This is a genomic window from Gluconacetobacter aggeris, assembly GCF_014174395.1.
Taxonomy (GTDB): domain Bacteria; phylum Pseudomonadota; class Alphaproteobacteria; order Acetobacterales; family Acetobacteraceae; genus Gluconacetobacter; species Gluconacetobacter aggeris.
Genome location: NZ_JABEQD010000008.1, coordinates 147,956 through 173,594, shown reverse-complemented (window position 1 = coordinate 173,594; position 25,639 = coordinate 147,956). Strand labels below are relative to the sequence as shown.

At 64.7% G+C, this 25,639-nt stretch carries 20 protein-coding genes and 2 pseudogenes; 7 read left to right on the top strand and 15 right to left on the bottom strand.

The window, feature by feature from the left end; translation table 11 throughout:
* Positions 1–2: 2 nt before the first annotated feature.
* Positions 3–520: pseudogene (locus HLH36_RS12710) on the top strand (IS5 family transposase); the annotation flags it as partial.
* A gap of 76 nt (positions 521–596) precedes the next feature.
* Here HLH36_RS12710 and HLH36_RS12705 read toward each other — a convergent pair.
* Together HLH36_RS12705 and HLH36_RS12700 are read right to left on the bottom strand one after the other, a co-directional pair.
* A complete protein-coding gene (locus HLH36_RS12705) occupies positions 597–1,238 on the bottom strand; it encodes an anti-sigma factor family protein (RefSeq protein ID WP_182986724.1) in 642 nt (213 codons plus the stop codon).
* A 9-nt stretch (positions 1,239–1,247) separates the two neighbouring features.
* Entirely contained in the window at positions 1,248–1,856 is a 609-nt protein-coding gene (locus tag HLH36_RS12700; protein WP_182986723.1) for an RNA polymerase sigma factor, read from the bottom strand.
* A 181-nt stretch (positions 1,857–2,037) separates the two neighbouring features.
* Between HLH36_RS12700 and HLH36_RS12695 the strand changes: the two genes are divergently transcribed.
* On the top strand, positions 2,038–3,282 hold the full coding sequence (locus HLH36_RS12695; protein ID WP_182986722.1) for a nucleotidyltransferase family protein: 1,245 nt from the start codon (positions 2,038–2,040) through the stop codon (positions 3,280–3,282).
* On the opposite strand, the gene HLH36_RS12690 is transcribed toward HLH36_RS12695, so the two are convergent.
* The 4 genes from HLH36_RS12690 to HLH36_RS12675 are packed head-to-tail and all read right to left on the bottom strand — an operon-like array spanning position 3,272 to position 7,774.
* Positions 3,272–4,816 carry a B12-binding domain-containing radical SAM protein gene (locus HLH36_RS12690; protein ID WP_182986721.1) on the bottom strand — a complete coding sequence of 515 codons (1,545 nt, stop codon included), beginning with the start codon at positions 4,814–4,816 and terminating at the stop codon, positions 3,272–3,274. The genes HLH36_RS12695 and HLH36_RS12690 overlap by 11 nt on opposite strands.
* A complete protein-coding gene (locus HLH36_RS12685; protein WP_182986720.1) occupies positions 4,813–5,616 on the bottom strand; it encodes a class I SAM-dependent methyltransferase in 804 nt (267 codons plus the stop codon). The genes HLH36_RS12690 and HLH36_RS12685 overlap by 4 nt, the downstream gene beginning before the upstream one ends.
* On the bottom strand, positions 5,613–6,431 hold the full coding sequence (locus HLH36_RS12680; RefSeq protein ID WP_182986719.1) for a class I SAM-dependent methyltransferase: 819 nt from the start codon (positions 6,429–6,431) through the stop codon (positions 5,613–5,615). Before HLH36_RS12680 ends, HLH36_RS12685 begins: the two co-directional genes overlap by 4 nt.
* Before the next feature lie 2 nt (positions 6,432–6,433).
* Positions 6,434–7,774: a B12-binding domain-containing radical SAM protein gene (locus HLH36_RS12675; protein WP_182986718.1), complete on the bottom strand. Its 1,341-nt coding sequence runs from the start codon at positions 7,772–7,774 to the stop codon at positions 6,434–6,436.
* A 168-nt stretch (positions 7,775–7,942) separates the two neighbouring features.
* Between HLH36_RS12675 and HLH36_RS12670 the strand changes: the two genes are divergently transcribed.
* On the top strand, positions 7,943–8,800 hold the full coding sequence (locus tag HLH36_RS12670; protein ID WP_182986717.1) for a phosphoenolpyruvate carboxykinase (ATP): 858 nt from the start codon (positions 7,943–7,945) through the stop codon (positions 8,798–8,800).
* A gap of 5 nt (positions 8,801–8,805) precedes the next feature.
* Here the strand turns inward: HLH36_RS12670 and HLH36_RS12665 are convergent, their stop codons facing one another.
* The 3 genes from HLH36_RS12665 to HLH36_RS12655 are packed head-to-tail and all read right to left on the bottom strand — an operon-like array spanning position 8,806 to position 13,117.
* Positions 8,806–10,296: a hypothetical protein gene (locus HLH36_RS12665; RefSeq protein WP_182986716.1), complete on the bottom strand. Its 1,491-nt coding sequence runs from the start codon at positions 10,294–10,296 to the stop codon at positions 8,806–8,808.
* Positions 10,293–10,982: a class I SAM-dependent methyltransferase gene (locus tag HLH36_RS12660; protein WP_182986715.1), complete on the bottom strand. Its 690-nt coding sequence runs from the start codon at positions 10,980–10,982 to the stop codon at positions 10,293–10,295. Before HLH36_RS12660 ends, HLH36_RS12665 begins: the two co-directional genes overlap by 4 nt.
* Positions 10,979–13,117, bottom strand: coding sequence for an NAD(P)-dependent oxidoreductase (locus HLH36_RS12655; protein WP_182986714.1), 2,139 nt, complete (start codon positions 13,115–13,117; stop codon positions 10,979–10,981). Before HLH36_RS12655 ends, HLH36_RS12660 begins: the two co-directional genes overlap by 4 nt.
* 246 nt (positions 13,118–13,363) lie before the next feature.
* On the opposite strand from HLH36_RS12655, the gene HLH36_RS12650 reads away from it, so the two are divergent.
* The 4 genes and pseudogenes from HLH36_RS12650 to HLH36_RS19825 form a co-directional block, all read left to right on the top strand.
* On the top strand, positions 13,364–14,494 hold the full coding sequence (locus tag HLH36_RS12650) for a polysaccharide biosynthesis protein (protein ID WP_246376776.1): 1,131 nt from the start codon (positions 13,364–13,366) through the stop codon (positions 14,492–14,494).
* Positions 14,484–15,599, top strand: a complete 1,116-nt coding sequence (locus tag HLH36_RS12645; protein WP_182986713.1) for a polysaccharide biosynthesis C-terminal domain-containing protein — start codon at positions 14,484–14,486, stop codon at positions 15,597–15,599. Before HLH36_RS12650 ends, HLH36_RS12645 begins: the two co-directional genes overlap by 11 nt.
* Positions 15,596–16,723, top strand: a complete 1,128-nt coding sequence (gene wecB / locus HLH36_RS12640; protein ID WP_182986756.1) for a non-hydrolyzing UDP-N-acetylglucosamine 2-epimerase — start codon at positions 15,596–15,598, stop codon at positions 16,721–16,723. Before HLH36_RS12645 ends, wecB begins: the two co-directional genes overlap by 4 nt.
* A pseudogene (locus HLH36_RS19825) lies at positions 16,704–17,309 on the top strand (glycosyltransferase); the annotation flags it as partial. The gene wecB and the pseudogene HLH36_RS19825, both read left to right, overlap by 20 nt.
* Before the next feature lie 443 nt (positions 17,310–17,752).
* On the opposite strand, the gene HLH36_RS12635 reads toward HLH36_RS19825, so the two are convergent.
* The 6 genes from HLH36_RS12635 to HLH36_RS19820 form a co-directional block, all read right to left on the bottom strand.
* Positions 17,753–19,183 (bottom strand): O-antigen ligase family protein, encoded by a 1,431-nt coding sequence (locus HLH36_RS12635; RefSeq protein WP_182986712.1) that lies wholly within the window; start codon positions 19,181–19,183, stop codon positions 17,753–17,755.
* A gap of 193 nt (positions 19,184–19,376) precedes the next feature.
* Positions 19,377–21,539, bottom strand: coding sequence for a Wzz/FepE/Etk N-terminal domain-containing protein (locus HLH36_RS12630; RefSeq protein ID WP_182986711.1), 2,163 nt, complete (start codon positions 21,537–21,539; stop codon positions 19,377–19,379).
* Positions 21,540–21,567: 28 nt separating this feature from the next.
* Positions 21,568–22,881: a hypothetical protein gene (locus HLH36_RS12625; protein ID WP_182986710.1), complete on the bottom strand. Its 1,314-nt coding sequence runs from the start codon at positions 22,879–22,881 to the stop codon at positions 21,568–21,570.
* The gene (locus HLH36_RS12620; protein ID WP_182986709.1) at positions 22,878–23,930 is read right to left on the bottom strand and encodes an amidohydrolase family protein; all 1,053 of its coding nucleotides are present in this window, start codon (positions 23,928–23,930) and stop codon (positions 22,878–22,880) included. The genes HLH36_RS12625 and HLH36_RS12620 overlap by 4 nt, the downstream gene beginning before the upstream one ends.
* 2 nt (positions 23,931–23,932) lie before the next feature.
* The gene (locus HLH36_RS12615) at positions 23,933–24,601 is read right to left on the bottom strand and encodes a class I SAM-dependent methyltransferase (protein ID WP_182986708.1); all 669 of its coding nucleotides are present in this window, start codon (positions 24,599–24,601) and stop codon (positions 23,933–23,935) included.
* Between the two features lie 252 nt (positions 24,602–24,853).
* Positions 24,854–25,240 (bottom strand): cupredoxin domain-containing protein, encoded by a 387-nt coding sequence (locus HLH36_RS19820; protein ID WP_182986707.1) that lies wholly within the window; start codon positions 25,238–25,240, stop codon positions 24,854–24,856.
* Between the last annotated feature and the right edge of the window lie 399 nt (positions 25,241–25,639).

The following is a 25,639-nucleotide window of genomic DNA, read 5'->3' as shown; positions in this document are numbered from 1 at the left end:
CTCTGGGCATGGCCTTTCTCGATGGCACCAACATTCGTGCCCATCACAAGGCGGCGGGAGCCCAAAAAAAGGAGACGACAGCCGACAGCGAGACCATCGTGAAGCGCTTGGCCGTTCTCGTGGTGGCTATGGAACCAAGGTCTGCGTAGTCGCTGACGGACGTGGCCGTGCCGTCACCTTCACCCTGGCGCCCGGTCAGGCGCACGAACTGCCGCTGGCACCCGCCATGCTCGACCGCCTGCCACGCGCGCCATTATGGGTCGTCGGTGACAAGGGATATGCTTCCAATGCCTTCCGGGACCATGTCTGGGCCATGGGCGCGCGACCAGCGATCCCGCCCAAGCGCCGGGACGCTGCCGTTGCCTGTCCACAATGGGTTTATCGAAACCGGCATCTGGTGGAAAACCTCTGGGCCCGTCTGAAGGAATGGCGCACCGTCGCAACCCGATACGAAAAGACCGCCACCTCGTTCCTCGCTATCCTTCACCTCGCAGCCGCCGCAGATTGGATCAAGATCTGACAGACTCTAAACCCAGAAGCAGAACAAAAAGGTCTGAACCGCGGCGCCAGGCCAAGGCAGCCACTTTACGCGTCACTCATCGCATATCACCGTCGATCGGTTCCGCGACGGTGACGCTGCTGTTGCTTCGGAGCCGGTACAGGGCCGCTGCACGCTGGTCATCGGCCACGTGTAGCACATAGGCGTCAGACGTGGTGGGGCCATCCACAATCCTGGCATGGTTCTGCGTCAGCACCGTGCGCAGGATGGCTTCGGACGTGTCTGGCTTGAATTTCACAATGACATTGCCGATGCCGGGGTGAGGTGACGCACCAAGGGTTCGGTAGAGTGGCGGCGGTTTCACCAGCAAGAAAATCGCGACCGAAGCCGCCGCTGCAAAAGCCACCGCTCCGAAGACCAATCTTCGGCTACTGCGAGCATGCTGTCTCGGCTGCGGCCGCTTCATATCTGCCTGACCGGCTTCGATACGCGCCTTCATCGCGGCCCACCCCTGATCGACATCGCCCGGAAGCGCCCTGATCTTCCGCGCCTGGGCCTGCTCCATCCGCAAATCCTCACGGCATTCCGCACATTCAGCGAGATGCCGCTGAACGAGCGCCCTGTCGGTATCGCCGAGCGTGCCGGTCACAAACCAAGGCAACAATAATTTGGTTTGGCTGTGCGGAGAGTCGTCGAAACGGCTGATGCCCATCTTAATGGACTCGATAATGTCCACCATAATGGACTCCTAGATCCAATCCGGCAGAGTGCCGTCCAACAGGCGACGCAGCTGACGCCGCGCATGGAACATGCGGGTCTTCACGGTACCGACTGGGCATGACATGATGTCAGCGATCTCCTGATAGCCAAATTCCTGAAAATAAGTGAGTTCGAGAACCTCGCGGTGCTCGACAGAGAGTCCTTCCATCGCTTCCAGGAGAAGCTCCCGGTTGCGCCGGCGGCCGAGATTGTCTTCCGGGCTGAGTTCGGGGCTTACATGCGACTCCGCGTTCTCGTCTTCCATCGGGTCCTGGTGATTTCGGAGCGCCTTCATGGACTTGCGATAGGCGATGCCGAATATCCAGGTCGATAGCCTGCTGTCGCCCTTGAACGAATCCGTGTGGTCCCAAACCACCATCAGCGTGTCATTTACAACCTCTTCAACAAGATGGGGACGATGAACGCGTTTAAGCACAAAGCGTGCGAGACGATCATAATAGCCGCGATAGAGTTCTTCAAAGGCAACCATGTCTCGCGCCCGGATGCGCTCCACCAACAGCGCATCGTTGTCGTTTCGGGCAACTGGCTGGCGCCGCGCAGCTTCCAGGCTGCGGTCGCCCAAATCCTGATCCCCCATGCTTATCCCTTTTGGTGCCCTGGAACGCGCCCTAGGTTCAAGATTCAATCTATTCGCGAAAATTTTCATGGGCACCACCACTAATAACGACCTCTCTCCGCGATCGAACGTTTCAGCGGCCGGATGGAACTAAGCTGTGGGGAAAGCACACAATGATGTGTGCAACGACAAGGTATCGTGAATGGACTGCGAATGGGATGTCGAGGCCGGACTCTCCGCCGAGGAGGTACGTCGGCGTTTCGCCTGGGCCCGCAGGCAGGGACGACCGGCCTGGCTGTGGCCTGACGTGTCGGTCGAATCATGGGGTGCCGCACTCGGAACCATTCAGGAGGCGGCTGTTGCGTGTCTTGGCGGAGAGGCGGCCACGGATCTTGACGGTGGCGCCGAATCTCTGGGTCTGGCCGGCTACACGTCCGGCATGGGGCCGCTTCTCGGCTTCTGGATCGAACAGGGGCGGCTGCGGGCTGGTTCGTCCGTCGTCGTGGAGCTTGAGCGCCAACTGAGGCATAATAGGCGGCGGGCGAAGCGGATGGAGGCGGTAGCCGCCGCGCTTGTCGGCAGGCTGGTCGAACTTGGAATCGAGGTTCTGATACTCAAGGGCGCGCACACGAGCACGGTCTATTTTCCCGAGCCTGGCGTGCGGCCGGCATCGGATATCGACCTGTTGGTGGCGCATGGGGATGGGCACCGCGCCGAGGCTGTGCTGGCGCATCTTGGGTTTTCGCTACAGAAGCGTAGCCGATGGGAGAGTAGCTGGTTCCTGCCGGCGGCGAGCGGTGAGCCGCGAACGCTTACTTATGTCCATGCCGACGATCCCTGGTCGATCGACCTGCATATTTCGCTCAATATATCGGCGGGGCGCGGCACGCCGCTGGGCTGTTTCGACCTGGCGGCTCCGTTCGCGGGCAGGGAGCGTTGGGCTGTCGATGCGCGGGCCCGCGTACTGGAGCCAGCGCCGTTGCTGCTGCATCTGGCGGCCCATGCGGGAGTCGGCTGGCAGAACCTGACCTTGTTGCGTCAGGTCGAACTGGTTCTGGTCGTACGGCGGGAGGTCGCCTCGCGCCGCCTGTGCTGGGATGAATTCCTCGCGACGGGTCGGCTCACGACGGCGCTCGGCTATGCCTATCCAGCCCTCCGGTTGGCCGAGCGGCTTCTGCCGGGCACGGTGCCGGCGAACGTTCTCGAAGAGTGTGCCGGATGGGTTCCGCGCACCGTGCGGCGCAGGCTCGCGCGCTTGAACCCGGCATCGGCCCAGCGTATCGGGCGCAACTCGCTCGCCGAGCATTTCATGTGGGCCCAGGGATGGCGCGGACGGTTGCGGATGCTCGCAGCGGACCTGCTTCCCGACGACCGCCATTGGTCGGATCGCCGCCGAATCTACGAAGCCCGCGCTTGGCGCCTCATCCGTGGCACGATCAGCCGGTAAGGACGATCCTGGGCGATCTCCGCGGCTTCGGCGCGCTTGCGGGGCGCAAATGGCCATAGGCCTGGGAATCGTCCGGTGTAATGCGGGCGAACCTGCGGATCTGCCGCAGGAGCCGCGGATCGTCGTAGATCTCCTGCCTCCAGCGCCACCACGCGGCAGCCTTGCCGAGCAGCTTTCCCCATTCCCGCGTCTTTCGGTCATGAACCGAGGGGAAACGGCTTTTCAGCACCAGATCAAAGTCCTGTGCGCGCGTACGCAGTTTCTGTGCGAACCAGGGCAGGCGCGGGTCTTCGTGCGTCATCCACGCCACCCATTCCGGCTCGATCCATTCCTCAAGCGTGTCGGGGGTGCCCGCATGGGCATCTACGCCGCCATAGGTCCGGCGGCGCTGGGGCGTAGGCGTGAAGAAATAGCTGATCAGCTCCATATCCGGATTGATCGCCTTCAGCCTGCGAATGAAGGAGAACGTGTTCTCCATTTCCTGCTCCGGCTTTTCCGGATCGCCGAAGATGAAGGAAAATTCGGGGATGATGCCGTGTTCCCGCGTCTTCGCCGCCGTCATGAGTATCTGCTCGGTCGTGATGCCCTTGTTCATCCGCTCCAGCACTTCGTCCGAACCGGATTCGGCTCCGCAGAACACCATGAAAAGGCCGGCCTCCCGCAGGGCCCGCCAGGTCGCATCGGAAAAGCGGCAGAGCGCGTCGACCCTCGCTTCACACCACCACCGCAGGCCCAGCGGCTTCATCGTACGAGCGACCTCCCGGGCGTGCGCTTCGTTGAGGAAGAAATTATTGTCGTAGAAATGCACCGAATCCATGCCGTGATGCTGCACGAGATAGCGGAGGTGCTCGGCAGTGCGTTCGGGCTGCTGTACTTTCTCGCGACGGCCGAAGACGCTGATCACGCCGCAGAAATTACAGCCATATGGGCATCCGATCGAGGCCTGATAGACGCCGGACCGATGGCCGAGTATGGTTGGCCGAAGATACTGGCCGACATCGATCCTGTGATATGGCGGCGCGGGCAGCTCGCCCGGTCCCTTCCAGATGCGCTCCGGCCCGATCCAGTGCGATCCGTCCTTCTGCCGGAAGGCGATGCCGGCGACGGTTTTCGGATCGCGCCGGCCAGCGATGGCTTCGAGCAGCTCCAGGAACGTCTCCTCGCCCTGTCCCTGCACGACCCAGTCGACATAAGGCGCATTCAGCACCGGCTGCGGATACAGGCTGCCGAAATTGCCGCCCCAGATGATCGGAATGTCCGGATAGCGCTGCTTTATCGCCTTGGCGAGGGGCACGGCGCTTACGAGTTGCGGGCCTGGCATGACGGTCATGGCGACGCTGCGCACCGGGTCGCCTTCCGCCGCTGCCTGTTCGATATGCCCGGCTATGACGGAGAACGCGTCGATGCCGGGCAGGTTCCCGTCGACGATCTTCCAGTTGACGTCGGAGGGAAGTGCCGCGCCGATGGCCATGATCGAGAGCGGGAAGCGGCGGTTTTCCGGGCGCGTGGCGCGCGGGTTCACGAGGATAATCACGGGCGCGTGGCACTCCAGAGATCGAAACGGGAGGGCGCGCGCGCGCGCCGCAGTCTGGCGACGACGGGGCGGATTTCATACCAGAGCGGATAGCGCACGCGCGACCGGCGCCACGCGCAGCCGATCGGCGCCGATGCCGCCGACAGGCGTTCGCGTGTCAGGAATTCGATGAAGGGGAGGGACATCAGCGTTTCGGCATGCGCGCCGAAGCGGCATGGCGCGTCGGCCAGTTTCTCCGCCACCATGGCAAGCCCGTCGGCCTCGTGGCGGTAGAAGGGCGAATCCAGGATCACGAGCCGGCCGCCGGGCCGCACGGCGCGGGCTGCCTCTGCCAGGACGGCGCCGAGATTCGTCGCGTAATGCAGCGAGGCATTGAAGACCGCGATATCGAAGCTGGCATCCGGCATGGGGATGGCGTCGAAAGAAGCATCCAGGGTCTGCATCCTGCCGCCGCTCCGCTCCAGAAAAGGGGCTGCGGCGCCTAGTCCGTCGACCTTGTCGCTGCGGATGTCGAGTGCCGTCGTGTCATGCCCTTCCAGCGCAACGCGGTAGCTCAGCCAGCCATTGCCCGCCCCCAGGTCAAGCAACTGCAACCCGCGGCCGAGCGATGCGGCGAGGGGCCGGATGATCCGACCAAGCAGCGCCTCGAAGCTGCGTGCCCGCACACCCCATTGGCGCGCGAGGGGGCCATGGCGCAGATAGGGCAGGCCGAGCAGCGCGTCCTCGGCATAGAGGCGGCCTTCCGCCGCGCGGTGGGCCGCGTAATCCCGGGCGAAATCCCGCAGCGCGTCGCGGCTCATCGGGCTTCGGCCCCGTTGCGCACGAAACGGTAGAGAATATGGTCCCCCAATCGCGCGAGCGGCCCGGCGAACACGCGGTCGAGCCTCTCGAACGCATCCAGGAGTCTCGGATGGCCCGATATCCAAGGCTCGGCCGCGCTGGGCGGCACGAAGACGCCCACGCCCAACCGGCCATCAGGGCGAAACCACGGCGCCATGGCGCCTTCGATGTCGCGCCGCCCGTGATAGCGGACGTTGAACGTGCGCCCGCCCAGCCGCGCGGGCCGGTTGCCCGTACCAAGTCGCCGGAAGGCTTCGGCGGGGCGGCCGCGCGCCATCTCGGTTACCCATTCGCCGGGGCAGGAACGGCCGAACATCACCAATATCGCCGGCGCCCCCTCGCGCAGGAGCGTCGCCAGCCCGGCCGCAAAGGGACGGAGATCGCCGACGCAGTTCAAGGCGGCGAAATTTGAGAAAGCACCGTCCAGCGGGAGGCTGATCCGGGTGGCCAGTCCGGCAAGGTCCTCGGCGGCGCAAAGCGCCGTTCGCGCACCGGCGCGGCCCGCGAATTTCCTGCCGGACAGGCGCACCATCGCGGGAGAGGCATCGGTCAGAAGCACCTCTCGCCCGCGCTCGAGAAGCCACAATGCGTCTTCGCCGGTGCCGCCGCCGATCTCGATCACCCTGGCGCCCGGTGGAAAAGCGCGCGCCAGGGCCATCCGGACCGCGCGCCGTTGTGCGGCCACGCTGAGCCATGGCGTGAAGCGCGCGTCGAAACCTTCCGCGATCGCGTCGAAAGCCGCTGCGGCCGGCGGCAGGCCTTGCATCCCGCTCAACGTCAGGCCTCGAGCGGATGCTGGAACGGGTGAGGCGACCGATGGTGGAAGGCTTCGGCCTCCAGCCCGTTCCACGCCTCGTCGTTCCAGATACCGGTCTCGTTTTCCGCATGCAGCAGGTCGCGCACCTTGCGGTAGAATTCGGTGGAATAGGTCCCCTGAAACAGCATCGCCAGTTCGCCCGTGGTCGTCCAGTTGCGCTGCCGCCCGAGCTGGGCCTGCACGCGCGCATGAAAGGCCGTGCCCGGCAGCGGATAAGCGACCGACACGCCGATTTCGTCCGGGTTTTCCTCCCGGATCAGGTCGCGGGTGGCAAGGATGTCCGGCCAGCTTTCGGGCGGATAGCCGAGCTGGATGAACCAGCAGGCGCGCACGCCATGTGCCTTGAGCACGCGCGTCGCCGTTCGCGCGGCCGCCACGCTCGCGCCCTTGTCCATGGCGTCGACGACCCTTTGTGAGCCGCTCTCGACACCAAGCCAGACTTCTCTCGCACCCGCCCGTGCCAGCGCGTCGACCATGCTTTCGGTCATGAGGTTGACGCGCGACTGCATGGTGAACGGAATCCGGCAATCGCCGTTCGTGACCTCACGCGCGAAGCCGGTCGTCCAGTCTGTGTCGAGGCCGAAGATGTCGTCGGCAAACCAGACCTGGTCGGGCGCCACTTCCGCCTTCAGGCGAAGCATTTCGTTCGCGACGTGGGTTGGCGACCGAACTTCATAGCGCCGGCCGAATGTCGGTTTCGCGCACCAGTTGCACGTATAGGGACAGCCGCGCGAAGTCGCCATATTCCATGAAAATACGCCATGCGCGCCCGTCCAGGCGCGGCGGTAGGCATCGATGTCGAGCAGGTCCCACGCCGGGCACGGCAGGCGGTCGATGTCACGCAGGGGAGGGCGAGCTGGTGTGGAAACCGGCTTGCCGGCCCCTGGCAGGAGCAACCCGGCGACGGAAGACGCGTTGTTATCTCCCCCGTTCCAGCGGCCGACGAGTTCGGCCAGCGCCATCTCTCCCTCGCCGAGTGCCACGGCCGACGCGCCGGCGGCCAGATAGGCGGCGGGCATGTCGGCGGCATCGGGCCCATTCACGGCCACCCGGCAGCCGCGCGCACGCGCCGCTCCGATGATCGCCAGCGCGCTCTCGCGGCGATTGGTGGTGCACATCTTGGTCAGGAAATTGAAATTGTCTTCCATGAGAACGACAATGCGCGGTTCGTAATCATCCAGTGCCTTCTCGAAATCCTCAATCCCGTGGGCGAACGTGGCGTCAAACAGTGCCACGTCATGCCCGCCTTCGCGCAGCAGCGCGGCGAGTATCAGGGTGGACAACGGGGAATAGGGCTTCATCCTTGAAAATTGTTTTGGGTCGTGCTGCAAAAAATACGAATGGGCGAGCAGGATCAATGTCCGAGACTCCCACGATGCCGCATATTGTTCATCGGGTGCGATTCAGTATAAAATTGTCGCATGCCAAACGAAATTTTTATCCTGCATCTGTCGATCATGGAACGGCCAGTGAGGATATTGACATCGGACCCGGATCTTCTGGCGACGATGGAAGAGGCATATGCAGCCTGGCGTCCGGCAACCCGCACGGACGGGGCGCCCATCACGATCGACCTGCACATCATGGATACGGACGCCGGCCTTTCCCATCGCATCGATGTCGACGGGCCCTTTCTGAGCATGAGCGGAGATGGGATCGACGGATGGGCCGATGCCGGAATTCTTTTCGCGACCTGCAAGGTTCCGAAATATCTGATCGGGCGGCCCGGGCAGCTTGCGGAGGAACTGACCGACACATTGCTGCTATTCCTGCTGACCCGCTCGGGACGGACACCGCTCCATGCGGCCGGAATCGTCCTGGGAAACAGGGCGATTCTACTGACGGGCGCGAGCGGGAGTGGGAAGAGCACGCTCACCCTCGCTGCAATGAGGCGGGATCTTCGCATTCTTTCCGACGACACCGTGTACATCCAATTGCAGCCTCGCTTGCGGATTTGGGGCTTTCCGCGCCCGGTTCATGTGTTCCCCGACGATGCGCCAGGGTTCATCGCGGCAACCCGGTTGAGGGGAGGGAAATTGAAGGCGGCGATCCCCGCGCCGTTTCCGGCCGAGCCACCCGTAGCGGACCACCCGGTTGTCGTGGTGCTGGAACGGGGCCAGACTATCCGGATGGACCCTATCGAACCCGCGATCGCGGCGGCCGCGCTGTCGCGGCTGGAACCGGGTTTCGATCTGCTGGCCCATGCGTCCGCGAGCGCGGCAGGCGCAATCGTGGCCAGGGGCGCATGGCGATTGACGCTAGCCCGGGACCCGGATGCGGCGATGGACGCGCTGATCGGGCGGCTGGCGCAGGATGCGATGCAATAGACTGGTCACGTCATGCGCCGGCGGGCATAGTCCGCGGCCATGCCGTGCAATTGCTGCAGGGTCTCGGCGATGGGCGGCATCGTGTCCAAAAGCGCCCGTTCTCTCCGGCCGGATAAAGCCGCGATCTGCGGCAGCAACCCGTCCACATCCGCCAGCACCGCCTGCCGCCGTTCGATCAGGCCAGGGAAGGCGCCGGCTGCCGCCGGGTCGAGAAACAGGGCGGGAATGCCGAAGGCCGCCGCCTCCACGGCGGCGCCGGAGGCGAGCGAGACCAGTACGTTCACGCGTCCGAGCAGCGCGGTGAGGGGCAGAAGGCAGGCTTCCTCGACGACGACATTGGGTCTGCGGAGAGCCAGGAGATCGCTGTATTCGGCATCCTGCGACGCGGAGGCGGACGGATGGCGGCGTATCCACCAGCGCCAGCCTGCGGGCGACGCCTCGATATGGCGCGCCAGCTTCTGCCACACCGCGCGATATCCGCCGATCGGCTGCAATGCCACCAGGATTTCCCGATCGAAGGCCAGATGCGGACCCGGAGCCGGCACCTCCGCATGGGCGGCGTGCTGCGTGTGGCCGCCATGGATCGCCCCGTGCCACGGGGCCCGCGCCCAATCCGCGATCCGCGCCACATCCTCGGCACTCCAGCACCAGAACATCGCGGGGAGCGTGGAATAGCCCGATGCCGGAAGGCCGTGCCAGCTATAGGCGCGGTGCCCTTCCTGCGGGCAGTGCTGGAGATCGACGCACAGGATGCCCTCTCGCCGGCAGGCGAGGGCGAAAGCGTGGCCGAGGCCCGCATAATACGTGACCACGAAGGCGATCCGGGGCCTGACCCTGCGAAGAATGCGCTGAAAGAGCGTGGCTGCGGCAAAGACGGTGCGAAATCGCCTGTTCAGCCGCTCGGCATGGAGCGAAGGCGCACGCACGCCTTCCTGGTGCAGGAATTCGAGAACCGGGGCATGATCCGGCAGATCGAGAGATCGTGCCGGCCGGAGAGCGCCCGTGAGAGCCGCCGTGAGGGCGGCGCGGACCGCCACCGTATTGGCGGCATAGGTCGGGCGCAGCCAGGGCAGGCGGTTCAGCCCGCCCGGCTGCATGAGGAAGGTTCCAAGCCCCTGCTCATCGAGGGTTGCCATCACCGGTTCGCCGTAGCGGTCGCGCCAGGAGCCCGCGATCCTGTCCAGCGAAACACCGTCGCCGAGCAGGATCGCATCGGCCGGCACCGGTCGCGGCTGCCAGTGGCGCAGGTCCTTCCGGCTCTTCCAGACATTGGTGAGCGGGATGGCGAGGCTCGCGGCGGCGCGGTGGAGGAAAGGCCGGGGCGGCGGCGCGGTGTTGCCGCCCGCGGCACCGAACATGTCGAGGAACAGGTCCGTCGCGGCAAGCGGCCAGAGATCGACGTCTCCGCCCCGCCACCGGGCCACGTCGAAACGCGCCTCGATCTCCCCGACGAGGCGGCGATGGCTTTGCTGGACGGCATTCATCTGACGTGTCACGCGCCGGTGCCCCGTTTCCGGAACCCGACAGGATAATAGCGCCCGTTCGGAACGAGCAGACCGTTCCGGTCGTAGAGCAGGTCTGTCGCCATCTGATCCGGCCGAGCTTCGAGCACGGCGTCGAACGCCGTGGCGGCCGCCGTGTCGGAAAAGCGGAAATTCGTGGTGTGGAGGAAAAGCAGGCCGCCGGGCGCGAGGCAGCGCGAGAAGCCGTCCACGGTGCGCTCGAAATCGGCGAAACGCATGAGCCTTCCGCTCCGGCGGGCGCGCCTTACGGTCAGGTCGCCATGGCACAGGACGGCGAGGCAGAAAATCGCGTCGTAATGGCCGGAAGGCTCGGCGCCGGTGTCCGGCGCGGCCTGAAAACTCAGCCGATCGTCGTTCAGGCTCCGCGATCGGGCGATGCAGGTGTCGATATTCGCCGGGTTGATGTCGATTCCTCTGATCGGCGCGTCCGGAAAGCGCTGGCGGAGGCTGAACACCTCATCGCCGCGCGAGCATCCGAAAGACAGCAGGCGCGGGGCCGGCTTGCCCGCGAGGGCTTCCGCCGCGAAGTCGAACAGCCAGGGATAGCGGTCTGGAAGCGTGAAGGAATAGGGCTGGAAGCGCCCGGCGACCGGCTTGCGCAGGCGGCGGCGCATGGCGGCGGCGAGAGGCCGCAGCGCGGCCGGGATGGAGGGCCTCATGTCATCGTCCGCAGGCGGGTCGGAGTGACCAGTCTGACGGGCGCCCCGCTCAGATGCCGCTCCATCTTGTTCAGCACCTCGGCAAGCGCCCCGGCTCGCAGTTCCTCCGCGCTCCCCGCTATGTGCGAGGTGAGGAACACGTTCGGCAGGCGCCGGAGCGGATCGCGCGCGGCCAGAGGCTCGCGATCGAACACGTCGATACATGCAAAGATGTCACCGGCTTTCAGGCGGGCGAGCAGCGCGCCGGGCTCGATCAGCTCCGCGCGGGCCACGTTGATCAGGACCGCACCGGGCCTGAGCCGCGCCAGTTCCGCGCTGCCGAGGAAATGCCGGGTCGCGGGCGTGAGGCCGCGATGCAGGGAGACGATGTCCGCCGCCAGGGCCTCGCCCAGGGCGACGGGGGTGGCACCCACCGCCCGGATATCCCCGACCGGAGCGTGTTCGGAAAATACGAGGACCTTCGCGCCCGCAGCGACGAGGCGCACGGCAAGTGCTCGTGCGTTCTCGCCCCAGCCGATCAGTCCCGTGGTCGCACCATGCAGCGCCCGCGTGGGCGTGGAGGCGGCCGGCGCGATGCCGTGGAGTGGCCGGGCCTGCCGCCAGCCCCTGCGCAGCAGCGGCTCCAGCCCCATGCGGGCCGCGACGGGGCGGACCGCCCGTGCCGCCTTCAGGGCGCGTCCCCGCCAGCCATCTGGCTGTACCGCGCTTCCCCAGCCTCCGTTGCGCATGAGTTGATGCGAGGCGAAGCCGCGACGGCGACCGAGGATCGCGAGGCCCAGGACGAATTCGGCGACATTCTCGGCATAGGCGCGGCTGGCGTTCACGAGCGCCACCTCCCGCGCGAGAAGCGCTTCGGGGTTGTGCCGCGCGAAGGAGAGCCCGACGAGGCCGGCAACCCGCAGGTTGGGCATCAGATCGAGGAGCGCGTCCGTCATCACCCGCGGTCCGGTTCCGATGAGCGCCGCCACGATATCCGGACGCGGCCGGGCCGACCGCAGCACGTCCTCGATCGCCACGATCGGCCGGTCGATGGATGTCGTGACGCGGCCCAGCGAGAGACCGCGCGCATTGACGACCAGCATGGACCCGGTGCCGGAAAGCCCGTCGCCGACAGGTCCGTCTTCGGGAGACCCGTCATCGGACGGGCCTTCGTCGAACCATCGGGGGACGGCAACTGGCCGGGCCGGGGATGTCTCCGGCCAGTCCACCTTACCGCTGAAACCGGCCTCGATCAGTTCGGCGAGCCTGAGCGACGGGGCGAGCGCCGCGATGCCGTGCGGCGGCTCCGTGCGCTGCGCGATTGCGTCCAGAAACGCGGCATGCTCGGCCGCGAACCCGTCATCGAGGCCCGGCATGGACGTGGTGTGCGTCTGGCCCGCCCTGGCGACGTGCAACGCCTCCTCGTCGATGCGGCAGGTCAGGCCGGCCGCATGGAAGGCATATGCCTCCCGCCGCTCGCCTGCGTTGTTGTCGCAGAGGAAGCTGCCCCGCGCGCCGTCGGGCCATTGCAGGAGCGCGGCGTAGGCGTTGGGCCTGACGCTGGTGGCGATATGATCGGGGAGGCTGCCGTTTATGAACAGCAGGGCGTCGAGGGCATGAATGCCATTGGCGGTCAGCCAGCTGCTTGCGCCGAAGGGTGGGGCAACGCCGTGAGATGGTTTGTGGAATACGGCTTCGAGGGAGTGCCAGCCTGCCTTGCCGCCCAGGCGCCGCACTTCGCCCATGGAGCGGTAGAAGCGGCGGTTGTGTCCGCCACAGGCGACCAGCCCCCGCGCTTGCGCCATTTCGGCCAACCGGCAGGCCGCGGCGTAGTTCGGGGCGATCGGCTTCTCGGCGAAGAGGTGTTTGCCCCGTTCCAGCGCCGCCATGCCCAGCGTGTAGTGCATCCGCGCGTCACCGAAAAGGTAGACGGCATCGATATCCGCGCGTTCAAAGCCGGACAGGGCATCGCCGCTGCATCGGGAAAAGCCGAATTTCTGCCGCGCCGCGACGGCGCGCTCTTCCATCACGTCGCAGATCTCGACAAGGGCGAGCCGCCCGGCGTCGCGCAACTGCGCGAGCCTGGGCAGGTGGAGCAGGCATGACGTTACCCCGGCGCCCACGACGAGTGCGCGGATCGGTGCCGCGCGCGTCATGCGTCGGAGGCCGGGGCTGGGAAGAGTCCGGGATTGCTTGGTGCGTCCATGATGACGTGAGTGGCTTCAGTGCCGGGGAAAGTTCAATTCGGACGGCCGGCAAAGGCCTGCGTGCCGGGTATTCTGTCCTCATCGGTCGAGGGCTGTGCGTGCCGCGTGCAGGAATCGGACGGTTGCGATGAACGCGGGGGCGCCGGGAAGGAACTCATCCCAAGATTGAGGGAAGGCAGGCATTGAATGGACTGGATGCGTACGCCGATCGCCCCTGAAACGAACCTTGGCGACGTGGACCTTCAGTGCGTTCCGGGCGGCGCGCAGCTTCACGCCGAGCTCCCGGAACCGAGGAACTTCTCGGGCGCTACGATCATGATCACCGGCGGCACAGGCTCATTCGGTTCGACGATTCTGAAGCATTTCCTTGCGTTGTCGGTGGCGGAAGTGCGGGTGGTGAGCCGGGATGAAAAGAAGCAGGATGAGCAGCGCCGGCGCTTCGCCGACGGCAGGATCAGACATTATGTCGGGGATGTGCGCGACTTCCGCGCGATGGAAGGCATCTGTCGGGATGTGGATTTCATCTACCATGCCGCGGCGCTGAAGCAGGTGCCGTCCTGCGAGTTCCACCCGATCGAGGCCGTAAACACCAATGTGACCGGGACGCAGAACGTGCTGGACGCCGCCATTCGCGCGGGCGTGCAGCGCGTCGTCTGCCTCTCGACCGACAAGGCGGTCTACCCGATCAACGCGATGGGAATGTCGAAGGCCCTTATGGAAAAGGTAATGGTCGCGAAGTCGCGCGAGGCATCGGGCAAGCGGACGGTGATAACCGGCACCCGTTACGGCAATGTGCTTGCCTCGCGTGGCTCCGTGGTGCCGCTTTTCATGGATCAGGTGCGGCGCGGCCAGCCGATCACCATCACCGATCCGAATATGACGCGCTTTGTCATGACGCTCGATGAAGCGGTGGAACTCTGCCTGGATGCCTTTCAGTTTGGCGGAAACGGCGAGATTCTCGTCCGCAAAGTTCCTGCCGTGACGATCGAGAAATTAGCCCAGGCGGTTCTGGAGGTCATGGGACGGCCGGATCACCCGATCCGCATCATCGGTCCGCGTCATGGCGAGAAGCATTTCGAAACGCTGCTAAGCCGCGAGGAGATGGCGGTCGCGCAGGACCGGGAGACATATTTCTGTGTCCCGCCGGATAACCGCAACCTGAATTACGACGTGCATTTCAGAAGCGGCAAACCATCGGCTGCGCGGCTGGATGATTTCAACTCACTCAATGCCCGCCTTATGGATGTTTCGGAAATGGCCGCGATGCTGAGGAACCTGCCTTACGTGCAGGCCTTTCTTGCCGGTGGTGAGCCTGATGCGTTCTGAAGCGCGGGTCGTTGCGGTAACCGGCGCCGGCGGTTTCATAGGCCGCAATCTCGTCTGGCGCCTGCGGGAAGCGGGCTATGATGTGCGGATTCTCATGCGGGGCTGCACACAGGCGGAGATCGCGGCCGCGCTGGCGCATGCGGACACGGTCTTCCATCTGGCTGCCGCCATCAGGCCGCGCGAGCCCGATGAGTTCGACCGGTCCGTGCGCTTCACCCATGCCCTGGCGGCCGAAATCGCGAAGGCGGGACGGTGCCCGCTCGTGGTCTACAGTTCGTCGCGCAGGATCACCACGCCGGGGGCTTTCGGCAGCGCGACGAAGGCTTCCGAGGAAGCCCTGTTCCAGCTCGACAGGCGCGGCGAGGCCGTGGTGGCCGCCTATCGCCTGCCGAACGTCTTCGGGAAATGGGCCAGGCCAAACTATAATTCGTGTGTGGCCACCTTCTGCCACAACCTCGCGCGCGATCTTCCGATCAGGATAGACGATCCGAACGCGCGGTTGTCGCTGCTGTATATCGACGATCTGACCGAGCACTGGTGCGGATTGCTGCGGCGGCCAACGGTCGAAAGCGGCTTTCACGAGGCGGGACCTGTCCATGAGACGAGCGTGGGCGAGGTGGCCTCGATTCTGTCGGCCTTCGCCGGAGATCGACGCCTCGGCCGGATCGGCGATATGGAATCGCATCTCGAACGGTCGCTTTACGCCACGTTCGTCGCCGCATTGCCGGAATCGGCCTTTACCTATGGGCTGACCGCGCATACCGATCCGCGCGGGAACTTCATGGAGGTCTTCCGGACACAGGCGGCCGGCCAATTCTCGGTGTTCACCTCCGGCCCCGGCGTGATCCGGGGGGGGCATTACCACCATTCGAAAGTCGAAAAATTTCTCGTCGTCCATGGCCAGGCCAGGTTCAGATTCCGCAATATTTCGAGCGACGAACGGTTCGAGGTGAAGGTGAGCGCTGGAGAGCCCACGATCGTCGAGACGATCCCGGGATGGACACACGACGTCACCAATGGAGGCGAGGATATGCTGGTCTGCCTATTATGGGCCAACGAGGCCTTCGACCCGCTCCGACCCGATACATATCCGTGTCCGGTATGAGCAAGGGCGCGTTGAAGGTCGTGACGGTGGTTGGGACGCGGCCGGAAATCATCCGTCTCTCCCGCGTGATTCCGGCCCTGGACGAGGCGACCGACCATCTGCTGATCCATACGGGCCAGAATTACGACGATGAACTCAGCGGAATATTCTTTCGCGATCTCGGCCTGCGCCCTCCCGACCATTTTCTCGGTGTCGGCGGCGGCTCTGCGGCGGAGACGATCGGCAAGGCCATCATCGCCGCCGACGCGGTGTTCGAAGCGGTAAAGCCGGACGCGATGCTGGTGCTCGGCGACACCAATTCCTGCCTGACGGTCATTCCAGCCAAGCGTCGTCACATTCCGATCTTTCATATGGAAGCGGGCAATCGCTGCTTCGACCAGCGCGTGCCTGAAGAACTGAACCGGCGCATCGTCGATCACACCGCGGATATCAATCTTCCCTATTCGGGAATCGCGCGCGACTATCTGCTGGCGGAGGGCCTGCCGCCGGACCGCGTTGTGAAGACCGGCAGCCCGATGTGGGAAGTGCTGAATCACTATCGCACGAGAATCGAGGCATCGGATGCGGTCGACCGGCTGGGGCTGCAACCGCACCGGTATTTTCTCGCCAGCGTCCATCGGGAGGAAAACGTCGCGTCCGACCTTCAGATCGCCCGATTGGTCGAAACGCTGTGCGGCGTCGCGGCCGCTTATGGCGAACCGGTTCTCGTCAGCACGCATCCGCGCACCCGCAAGCGGCTGGAAGCGTCGCGGCTTGACCTCGACAGGCGCGTCAGGCTGATGAAACCTTTTGGATTCTTCGACTACAATGCCTTGCAGCTCAAGGCGCATGCGGTGCTTTCTGATAGCGGTACCATCAGCGAGGAGTCGTCCATCCTCGGCTTTCCGGCGCTGAACTTGCGGGAGGCGCATGAGCGGCCGGAGGCGATGGAGCAGGCGGCGGTGATGATGACCGGCCTGCGGCTGGAAAACGTGCTGCGGGGCATCGTCGTTCTCGACCGGCAGGCGGCATGGCGGCCCTCTCTCCCTGCCGATTACGCCGCAACCGACGTGTCGAGGAAGGTGGTACGAATCATTCTGAGCTACACTGATTACGTCCGCCGGAATGTCTGGAAAGAATCATGACGGTGGCCTCATGCGCTTCCTGATGGCCTGCATGAAATTTCCGACCAGGCCCGGATCTTCCTATCTGACGAACGAACTCGCTCTGGCGCTCAAGGCCGAAGGGCACGAGGTCGAGGTGTTGCTCGTCGATTGGGACGGGGCCTCGGAGGACGCGGACGGCGTGGACGAGGAATGGAAGGGGATACGGGTGGTACGCTGTGCGCCACGCCTTCTGGAAGGGTTCGGACGGCTGCTGCGTCATGCAAGCAAGTTCGTAATGACCGGCCGGCGTGCGGGGCGGCTGGTCCGCACGCGCTTCGACCTCACGCGGTTCGATGTCTTCATTGCCTGGGCGCCGGCACTGGCTTTCGCTCCCTTCATCGACACGATTCGCCGCGCGGGCATCGAGCGCCGGCTTCTTTTCATATGGGATTTCTTTCCCGACCATCATCGTGAAATCGGGCTCGTTCCGGGCGGGCCGCCATACTGGATCGCCCGAGCATGGGAGCAGCGCCTGATGGGGGCGTTCACTGCTCTCATTTGCACCTTGCCCCAGAACGCCCAGTACCTGCGCCGGAGATTCCGCGTGAGCCCGGAGCAATCGGTCCGTGTTGCTCCGATCTGGTCGGACGCGACGCCGGTTCCCCCCGTGGACCGCGCGGCCATACGCCGCCTGCACAATCTTCCCGAGGACCGTCCGATAGCCGTCTTTGGTGGACAGCTCGTCGAAGGGCGAGGCTTTGAGCAGATGTTGGCAGCGGCGGCGCTCGGGCAGACAAGCGGCTCGCCGCTTCTGTTCCTGTTCGTGGGTGAGGGGCGCCTTGCGCCGATGCTTCGGGCCCGGGTCCATGGAAACGTGCTGTGGCGACCGCCTCTCGAGCGCGATTCCTATCTTGAGCTGCTGGGGGCTTGCGAAGTGGGGATGGTCGCGACCGTACCCGGCGTGACCTCATTCACCATTCCCAGCAAGACGACCGATTATCTGCGCGCCGGACTGCCCGTCGTCGCTGCCGTCGAGGCGGGAAGCGAATTTGCACTTCTGCTGGAACGCTACGGCGTCGGCCGTGCCGTGCCGTTCGGGGACGCGCATGGTTTTCTCCGGGCAGCCGAGGCGCTTGCGGGAGGACCGGGGGTTCGCCATGCCGCCAAGATATGTCTGGATGAAGTTTTCCATGTTCGAAGGGCGGTTGAAGCCGTAACGGCGTGAAGGAAATCGTTCATTCGTGGATCGCGGAGGGTCGTTTCTGGAATCGCTGCCGCCGCCCCGTATCGCAGTCCGATCCCGAGAAGGAGAAAAGCCACGCCACCGAGGGGCATGTTGAGAAACGCACTGCTCGACGAGAATGGCCATTCCTGGACGAAGAACGCGGCGAACAGCCCCGCCTGCCACGCACGTTCCGTAAGGTCGCTTCTCAGCATGGCGGACCGCTTCAGGGGAATAGCAAGTGCCCATAGCCATCCGGCGATCATCAGGGTGAACAGGAGCAGCCCCGGCAGGCCGCCATTGGTCGCCGCCTCAAGCCAGTGATTATGTACATGTTGCACGCAAATTTCGCTGCCGCCGCCATCGGCCGCCGATGCGAACGCGCCCGCGCGCAGGAACGCCTCGTCGCGGCAGTGATGCCGGAACGCATCGTAGCCAAGGCCCCGCCATGGATGTGCGCCGATCATCAGCAGCGCGCGGTTGTAGATCAGTCCGTAATGCGAGGCAGCGAAATCGCCGAGTTGCGAAGCGGTCTTCCTGACCAGATGTTCGAACGCCCGGGGCGCGATCACGGCGGTGGCGGCTGCGATCGCAGGGGACAGAGCAAGCACCGCCAATGCCTGGAGACGCAGTTGCGGCAATATGACGGTCGCGACCGCGATGCCGAGCAGAAAGGCTGCAAACGGCATGCGCTGTCCCGCCAGGATGAGCAGCACGACGACCGGCAGCAATATCGCCGTGAACGCCACACGGCGTAGAAAACCGGCTCGCGCATGGATGAGAAGCCATGCCCCCAGCCAAAGCGCGACCGGGAGGGCCAGCCGAGAGAATGGTGCCGCAGCGCGTGGTTTGTCATAGGGGCCGGTCAAACTACCGTCTACGAAGCGCGGATTACCGAAGAGATTGTGCCCGCTGACGGCCTGTAGCAGAAGTTGCGCGCCGATATAGGCAACGGAGACGACGATGATCCGGCGCAGCCAGGATCGCGTCGACGGATTGCGCAGGGTCCAGAAGGCGAGCGCGAAGGCTGCCAGCGGAAAGCGAATTGCCACGATAGCCTGGATGAACGCGCCGATGGCCTCTGGCGTCAATGCATGGATATGAGGGATCGAACATACCACAATCCAGCCCCACCATGCGAAGGCCGGCAGGACGAAGGCGCACCGGGTCCAGGCCCATTGGCCGGTCTGGATGCTTCGAAGCAGAAAAGCCCCACCGAGGACATCCAGCAATGCTTCCGCCACGCCACGAAAATGAACCAGGAAAACCGGCAGCATAAGCGTTGCCACCCGGCCGGTCGTCTCGAGTCCTCTCGCGAACCGTGTCCGCCAGACAGCCGCTCCATCCAGAGTGTTGCTCATATCCTGCCACGTTCTCTTTCGAAATCCGCGCCGGTCATGGCAGAACGCTGGATCGCGGGCTTTTGCCCATCATGCGGCGGGAGTATGCAATTCCGGCTTCGCGAAGACGTCACGCTTGCTTCCACAGCTTGAGGACGCCGTCTTGCCGGATTCTCGGGGCATACATCGTGAATATGCCGCCTGATATCCTGGTATCGCCCAGGCGGCGAAGCGCCATGCGGATGGTGGCTACCGGCGCAACCCCGGCTGCGACCACGTAGACGAGTGCGGCGCTCGCCGCACCGATCAGTGGCGCCTCGGCATGGCCGTCGAGCGCCGGGCAATCGACGATGACGTGATCGAAGCGGGTCCGCAACTCCGCCAGAAGCTGCTCCAGCCCGTTGGAGACCAGGAAATCCGGCGCATCGCCCGCCGGGATGATGGACAGTCCTTCAATCGCGGTCATACGGAGCACGTCGTCGAGCTTCGCATCGCCCGCCAGGAGGTTGGCGAGACCGGGGCCATTCTCCAGCGCGAATGGCAGGTGAAGCGAAGGGGCTCGGAGATTGGCATCGACCAGGACGACTTTCCGCCTGCCGCGCGCCAGCGTCCGGGCCAGGGCGATCGCGGTCGCCGTACCGCCTTCGCGCGTCCAGGTGGAGATGACGCCGATCGAAGCCGGAACTTCCGGTGGCACGGAAGACAGGGCCAGATTCGCGACAATTTCGAGATAAGCCTCCGCCAGGGCGAACGGCATCTCCGCGGTCCCGCCGTTCGCCGCCTCCGGAACTGCCGGCTTTGGCACGACCCCGAGGAGCGGCAGGACGAGCTTCTCCTCGAAATCGATCGGCTCGTTGATCCCCCTGTCGATCCCGTTCAGCAGCAGTGCCGCGATCACGCTGGCGAGCGTGCCTGCCAAGGTGAACAGCGCCAGATTCACCCCGATATTCGGCGAGGAGGGCCGGTCTGGCAAGCGGGGGGCGCCGACGAGGGTCACGTTGTTGCTTTCCAGCGCGGCGGCGACGCCGATTTCCTTGGAGCGTTGCAGCAGCGCCTCGTAGAGCATTCGGTCGCTGTCGGCTTCACGCCGGTAGATCGCATATTGGATCGAACGTTTGCGTTGCTCGGCGAGCGATTCCTTGATCGCGTTCACCTGCAGGCTCAAGGCTTGCTCACGCCCGAGCGCCCCCTGATAGGCCTGCCGGAGGGCCGTGCGCACGCGGCTGCCCTCGGCCCGTATCGACGTATCCAGGGAATCGAGCCGCGCACGAAGCTGTCTGGCGGATGCGTCGCCGGGGCCTTGCCTCGCCGCCGCGTCGTACTGGGCCGCGACATCAGCGCGTTCCTTGCGCAAGAGGCCGAGCGCCCGATAGGCAAGCGCGTCGCTGCTGGCATCCGGCTGGTCGCCCACGGCGGCGAGGCGGCTGGCGGCGTTTATGCGCTCGGTAGTCGCCGCGACGCGCGCAGCGTTCATCGTCACGAGGGCCTCGCTGGCCAAAAGCCTGGCTTGAGCAGGGTCATAGCCGCCCGTTCGCTGGTCGTTATTGGGCAAGGTGAGGTCCACCATGTCCTGACTCGTCGCGTATTGGAGAGCGCGCCGTTCGGCTTCATCCAGTTTCCCGCGGAGATCGGCAATTTGCTCGCCGAGGAACCGGCGTGCGTAGACGGCCGCCGCTTGGCGGCGATCGAGATTGGCGGCGATAAAATCCTGGCCCCAGAGCCGCGCGATATCTTTCGAGAGCGCCGGCGACGGTGTTGTGGCGTCGATATCCACCAGGCTGGTGCCGTGCATCGGCACCACTGTCACATGGCTCAGCAGGATCTTGCCGGCGATCTCGCGGCGCCTGTCTCTGCTGGAAGCGCCGGCGTTTTCGAAAAATTTGTCACGCTTTCCGAAGATCTCGAAGAAGTCCGGACTGTCGGGCGCGCCGATATCGCTCGCGACGCGCTCGGCCAGGGCCTGCGACCGCAGGAGGCTGTATTGGGTCTGGTAGAATTCCTGGTCGCCGATGGAGACATCGTGCGCCGTGGCACCGAGATTCACGATCTGCGCGGTCTCGCGGGCGATTTGCAGCTCGGTGGTCGCCGTGTATCGGGGGGTGGTGAGCAGCGAGACCAGCCCTCCGAGCAACGCGCCGCCAATGACGCCTCCGGCGATCAGCCAGCGCCAGAATATCACCAGGCGCAGAATCCGCCTCCACCGGGCTTTGTGGGGTTCCCCTGTGCTGTCGCCCTTGGGGACGGTGACAAGGCGGTCCGAGGGACTCAGAAAATGCGGAGGAATACTGTTCACCGCCGGCGCTCCGTTAGCAGGGGATGGCTCAAATTTTTGCCCGCAGGGAGATCTGGAACACGGCCTGACTTTCGAAGGGCGAGGCGAGCCCTTCCAGGGCAACGCGCGTCCCGCGGCGGCTGTTGACGTTCATCGCCTCAATGAAGGCGGTGAAGTAGCGATCGATGGGTACGCGGGCGGCTACCGTGGCGGCCCAGCCATCCTCGTTATTGGACGGCGGCATTTCGCTGCCATGCTCCCGGGTCTGGAATCCCTCGATCCGCCCCGTGAGGGCCAATGGCCCGAAATCATGCACGATCAGCACATAGGCCGAGCGGAAATCGGTGTGGACCCAGTTTCGCCCGTTTTCGGGAAAGCCCATGATGGTCGATCCGGTCATGCCCTGCGCCAGGAGCTTGGTCCGCCGCCCCAGGCGCACGTTGACGCTCAGGTTCCAGAACCGCGTGCGCCAGCCCCATTGATCAGCGGCTGTGAATGCCTGCGGATTCCCGCGATTGTCGTAATAAAACAGTGCCACGTCGACGGGCTGCGGCGGGTGCCAGTCAAGCCGCGCATACCATCCGGGCTGATGGTCGATCTCGATGGTGTTGTCCGTCTTGTGCTGCTGCAGGAGCGTGATGAAATTGTTGAGCGGCGGGAGGCGAAAGGAACCGAGAGCGGTGGATTTGATGTCATTCAGGGCCCAGCCCCTGAAGGACAGCAAGGTGCCGGACGTGTCGTCCCAGCCGAACACGCCGCCGGTGAGGCCGAAATCATGATCCCCCAGATTCGTATGCACCGATATTTCGGTACCGAGAACCTTGACTTCCTCCCCGACCCAGGAGTTGATCACTGACGGCGTAATGGTGTTGACGACGCTCCAGGCGCCGCCGGTGGAATGCTCCAGCGAGATCTCGGGCCACATCAGCCCCATTCTCCCCGAGAAGCGGAACCTGTGGGACTGGTCGGGCAGGAAATTGAGAAACGCTTCCATCAGGTCGAAACCATCATGATGACCGCGCTGCCAGGCACCGGAGACGTTGGCGCTGAACATTTTGCCGAGCCTGGGGTTCCAGACCACGTCCGCCTCGAACGGGGCGAAGATCGTGCTGAAGCCGCCATTCCCGTCGCCCTGCAGACGGGTCTTGCCGAAGCCGCCATTCACGAACGAGGTTGCGCCGTTGGCTACTGCCAGGCGCCAGTCCGCCAGCACCGACACGGTGTTTTTGGAGAACAGATCGAAGTCTGTGCTGGCGGTTGAGGGGGACATCGTGGTGGCGTTTGCCGGTGCCGGCTCGTCGGCAAGGGCGGGCATTCCGATCATCGTGCCGAGCAATACGGTCCAGACGCGAATATGATTCATTGTAACGGCGTCCACGCTGCCGCGGGGAGGGCCGTCCAGCGGACGACTCCGCCTGCGGTTCGCTCCTCGGCGTGTTGAAAAAAAGGCGCGAGAGAAGCGCCGAGCGACGGATGGGCGATGCGGGGAACACCATCCACGAGGACCAAAAGGACATCTTCGGCGCAGGCTTCGAGAATAGGTCTGCGCAGGATGACGAGGTCCGCCATCGAACCGGTTTCCAGTGACGGTACCGGCAGCCCCAGGCGATACGCCGCCGTGGCGCCGACCGCTGCAAGCAGCCTGCCATCGCCGAGCATTCCGAGGCGGCGTGCGCAGGCAAGTTCGTCCAGCAGGTCCCCACAACCCGTCAGACGGGAATCACTCCCCAGGAGCACGTCCACCCCCTCCGCGAGGAGAGCCGCGGACGCGGTTCGCCCGAACAGGAAGAGGTTTGAACTCGGGCACCAGACCAGCGCCGCCCCTGATGCGCGGAAGCGGCGGCGGCTCGCGGCGTCCATACCTACGCCGTGCACGGCCAGGAGTTCCGGCCCCAGTACCCCGCGTTCGGCAAGTGCGTCGATTTCGGCCGCCGCACGGAAGTCCACGCCCTCCGCCACATGGAGACAGAATGGACCTTCCCCGACCGTGCCTGCCAGTTCCGGCGTCATGCCGAGCGAGTCGGCATTTCGCAAGCGGACCAGTTTGAGCGGAAATCCTGCATCGAAATCGGCTTCCCACGGATCATGGTGGACCGCGGTGGTCACGCCGGAAAACAGATTTTTCCATGCGCCTTCCAGCAATGCTTCACGGCGGGGACGTGCGCGCCCCAAGGCGATGCGGTCTGCCTCCCGTGCCTGGATGTCGACCGCCCACTCATAGGCATTCCGATAGGGCGGATGGCCCAGGCGCCCATAATGGTTGCGGTGCAGATGGTCATGGGCGTTGATCAGGCCGGGGTGGATCTCGGCATCAGGAAAGTTCAGGACCAGGTCGAAATCACCCCGAACATCGCTGATTTTGCCGGCGTCAACGGCGATTTGACGGTTCCTGGCACGGATGAGCAGCCGCATGCCTACGCCTCTCGCACAAAGGCGAGGCCCAACACGACGTTCAGACCTTGATGCGCGGGATAGAGCGCGGCACAGCCGGCCTGTTCGTAGAACGGCCGGGCCGCGGGGCCTATGGCCGCGCTTCTGCGTGCCGAAAGCCGCCAACCGGCCGCCTCCGCCGCGTTCAGATGTGCGGCGACATCATGGACATAATGTTCAAGTTCGTGGACGGCGCCGGCTCTCCTGAACGTGCGGCGGTGCCCCGCGGCGTGTGCATCGGGATGGAAATCCGTAACGACAAGACGGGCACCCGCTCCGGCGACGCGCGCCAGTTCGTGATAGGCGGGCGCGCAATCCGCCAGATGTCCGAGCACGAGACGGCACCAGATCACGTCAAAGCAGCCGTCCGGCAGCGGAAGCTGCCGGATATCCGCCGCCATCGTGTCGATGGACGGGTATCGCGCGGCCCCCTGCGCCAGCATTTCGGGGCTGATATCAATGCCAAGCGCCGACGCGGCACCCGCCTCGTGCAGCCGACGCCCGACCCCGCACCCGGCATCGAGCAGCCGCAAGCCGCCGAGGGACGGCGTCATTGCCGCCGCCAGCCTGTTTTCGAGCGAGGAGATGGCGTTTTCGTTGGCATAAGTCGCGGCCCAGAGGCGGTAACCCTCCCGCACGTTCAGCACCGTCATGCCGCTGCGTCCAAACCGGGGCTCTCGACCATGACCATTCTCCACGACGCCTCTCGCACCTTGTGCGATCTGTGTTCCGGGAGGGCCCTGCAGCGTTCAATGATTCAAAGAGTGGCGACGATATCGGCCGGCATCCCCGGAGTATGAATTCCGATATCGGATTAATCGTGGACCGGCCGACAGCTCTCCGTGACCTCGCGTTCCATGGGAGCAGAGGGGAGTAGAGATCGCATCAGGCGGCCGGAAACGTCATCATGGCGCGACATTCAACACACCGCGCATGGACGGGTGGAACAGACAGAAAAAAGCGATGCGCCCGGAAGAGGTGAGAGGCATCTTCGCGCTCTGGCCGGGGCCGAGCCGGATATCGAAGCTGTGGTTGCGCGCCGTCACCGAATGCGTCACGCTGTCGTGGTTAACCCACACGATAGTGTCGCCAATTTTCGCATTATCCGGTGTCGGGCCGAAATCCATATCGTCGATGACCACGGTATATTCGTGGCCACCGGCATGAGCGGGAGCGGCGGGAGCGGCTGCGGTGGCGGGGATAGCGGCGGGCACGGCCGCGAGCAGCGTCGCGACGGCCATTACGGTCAGCCGCGTCTTCAGGCGTGCATCGATCCGATTGGTTTTGGTCACCTTGTCCTCCTTCCATCGGCAGATCTTCTCTTTGTGTCCGAACGGGGAGAAAAGGTTTAGGTTCATCGACGCATGACGGGGACAAGCAGGCCAGCCATATCCTGCCACGATTTCCTGTTCTCGGGCCTCTTCGCGCGGTTGGGCTTTCCACCCGATCCTCGATTTCTGCGACGCAGGACTCCGGAAGGATGAACCGTACGGCGCCCGCAGTGCCACTAAGGAGCCGGGGAAGGGGCGCGCCCGCCTGCTTGGCGCAGAGCATCCCTTCGGTGGAGAAACGGGACAGGCGGGGGCTTTCTTTCGATGACATACGCGGCTTTCCCCGGCACCATACCGGATAGCAGGTCAAGGCAACCCCTCGTTGGGTCCCTCTGCCGTGTCGACGGGTTCAAAGCCGAT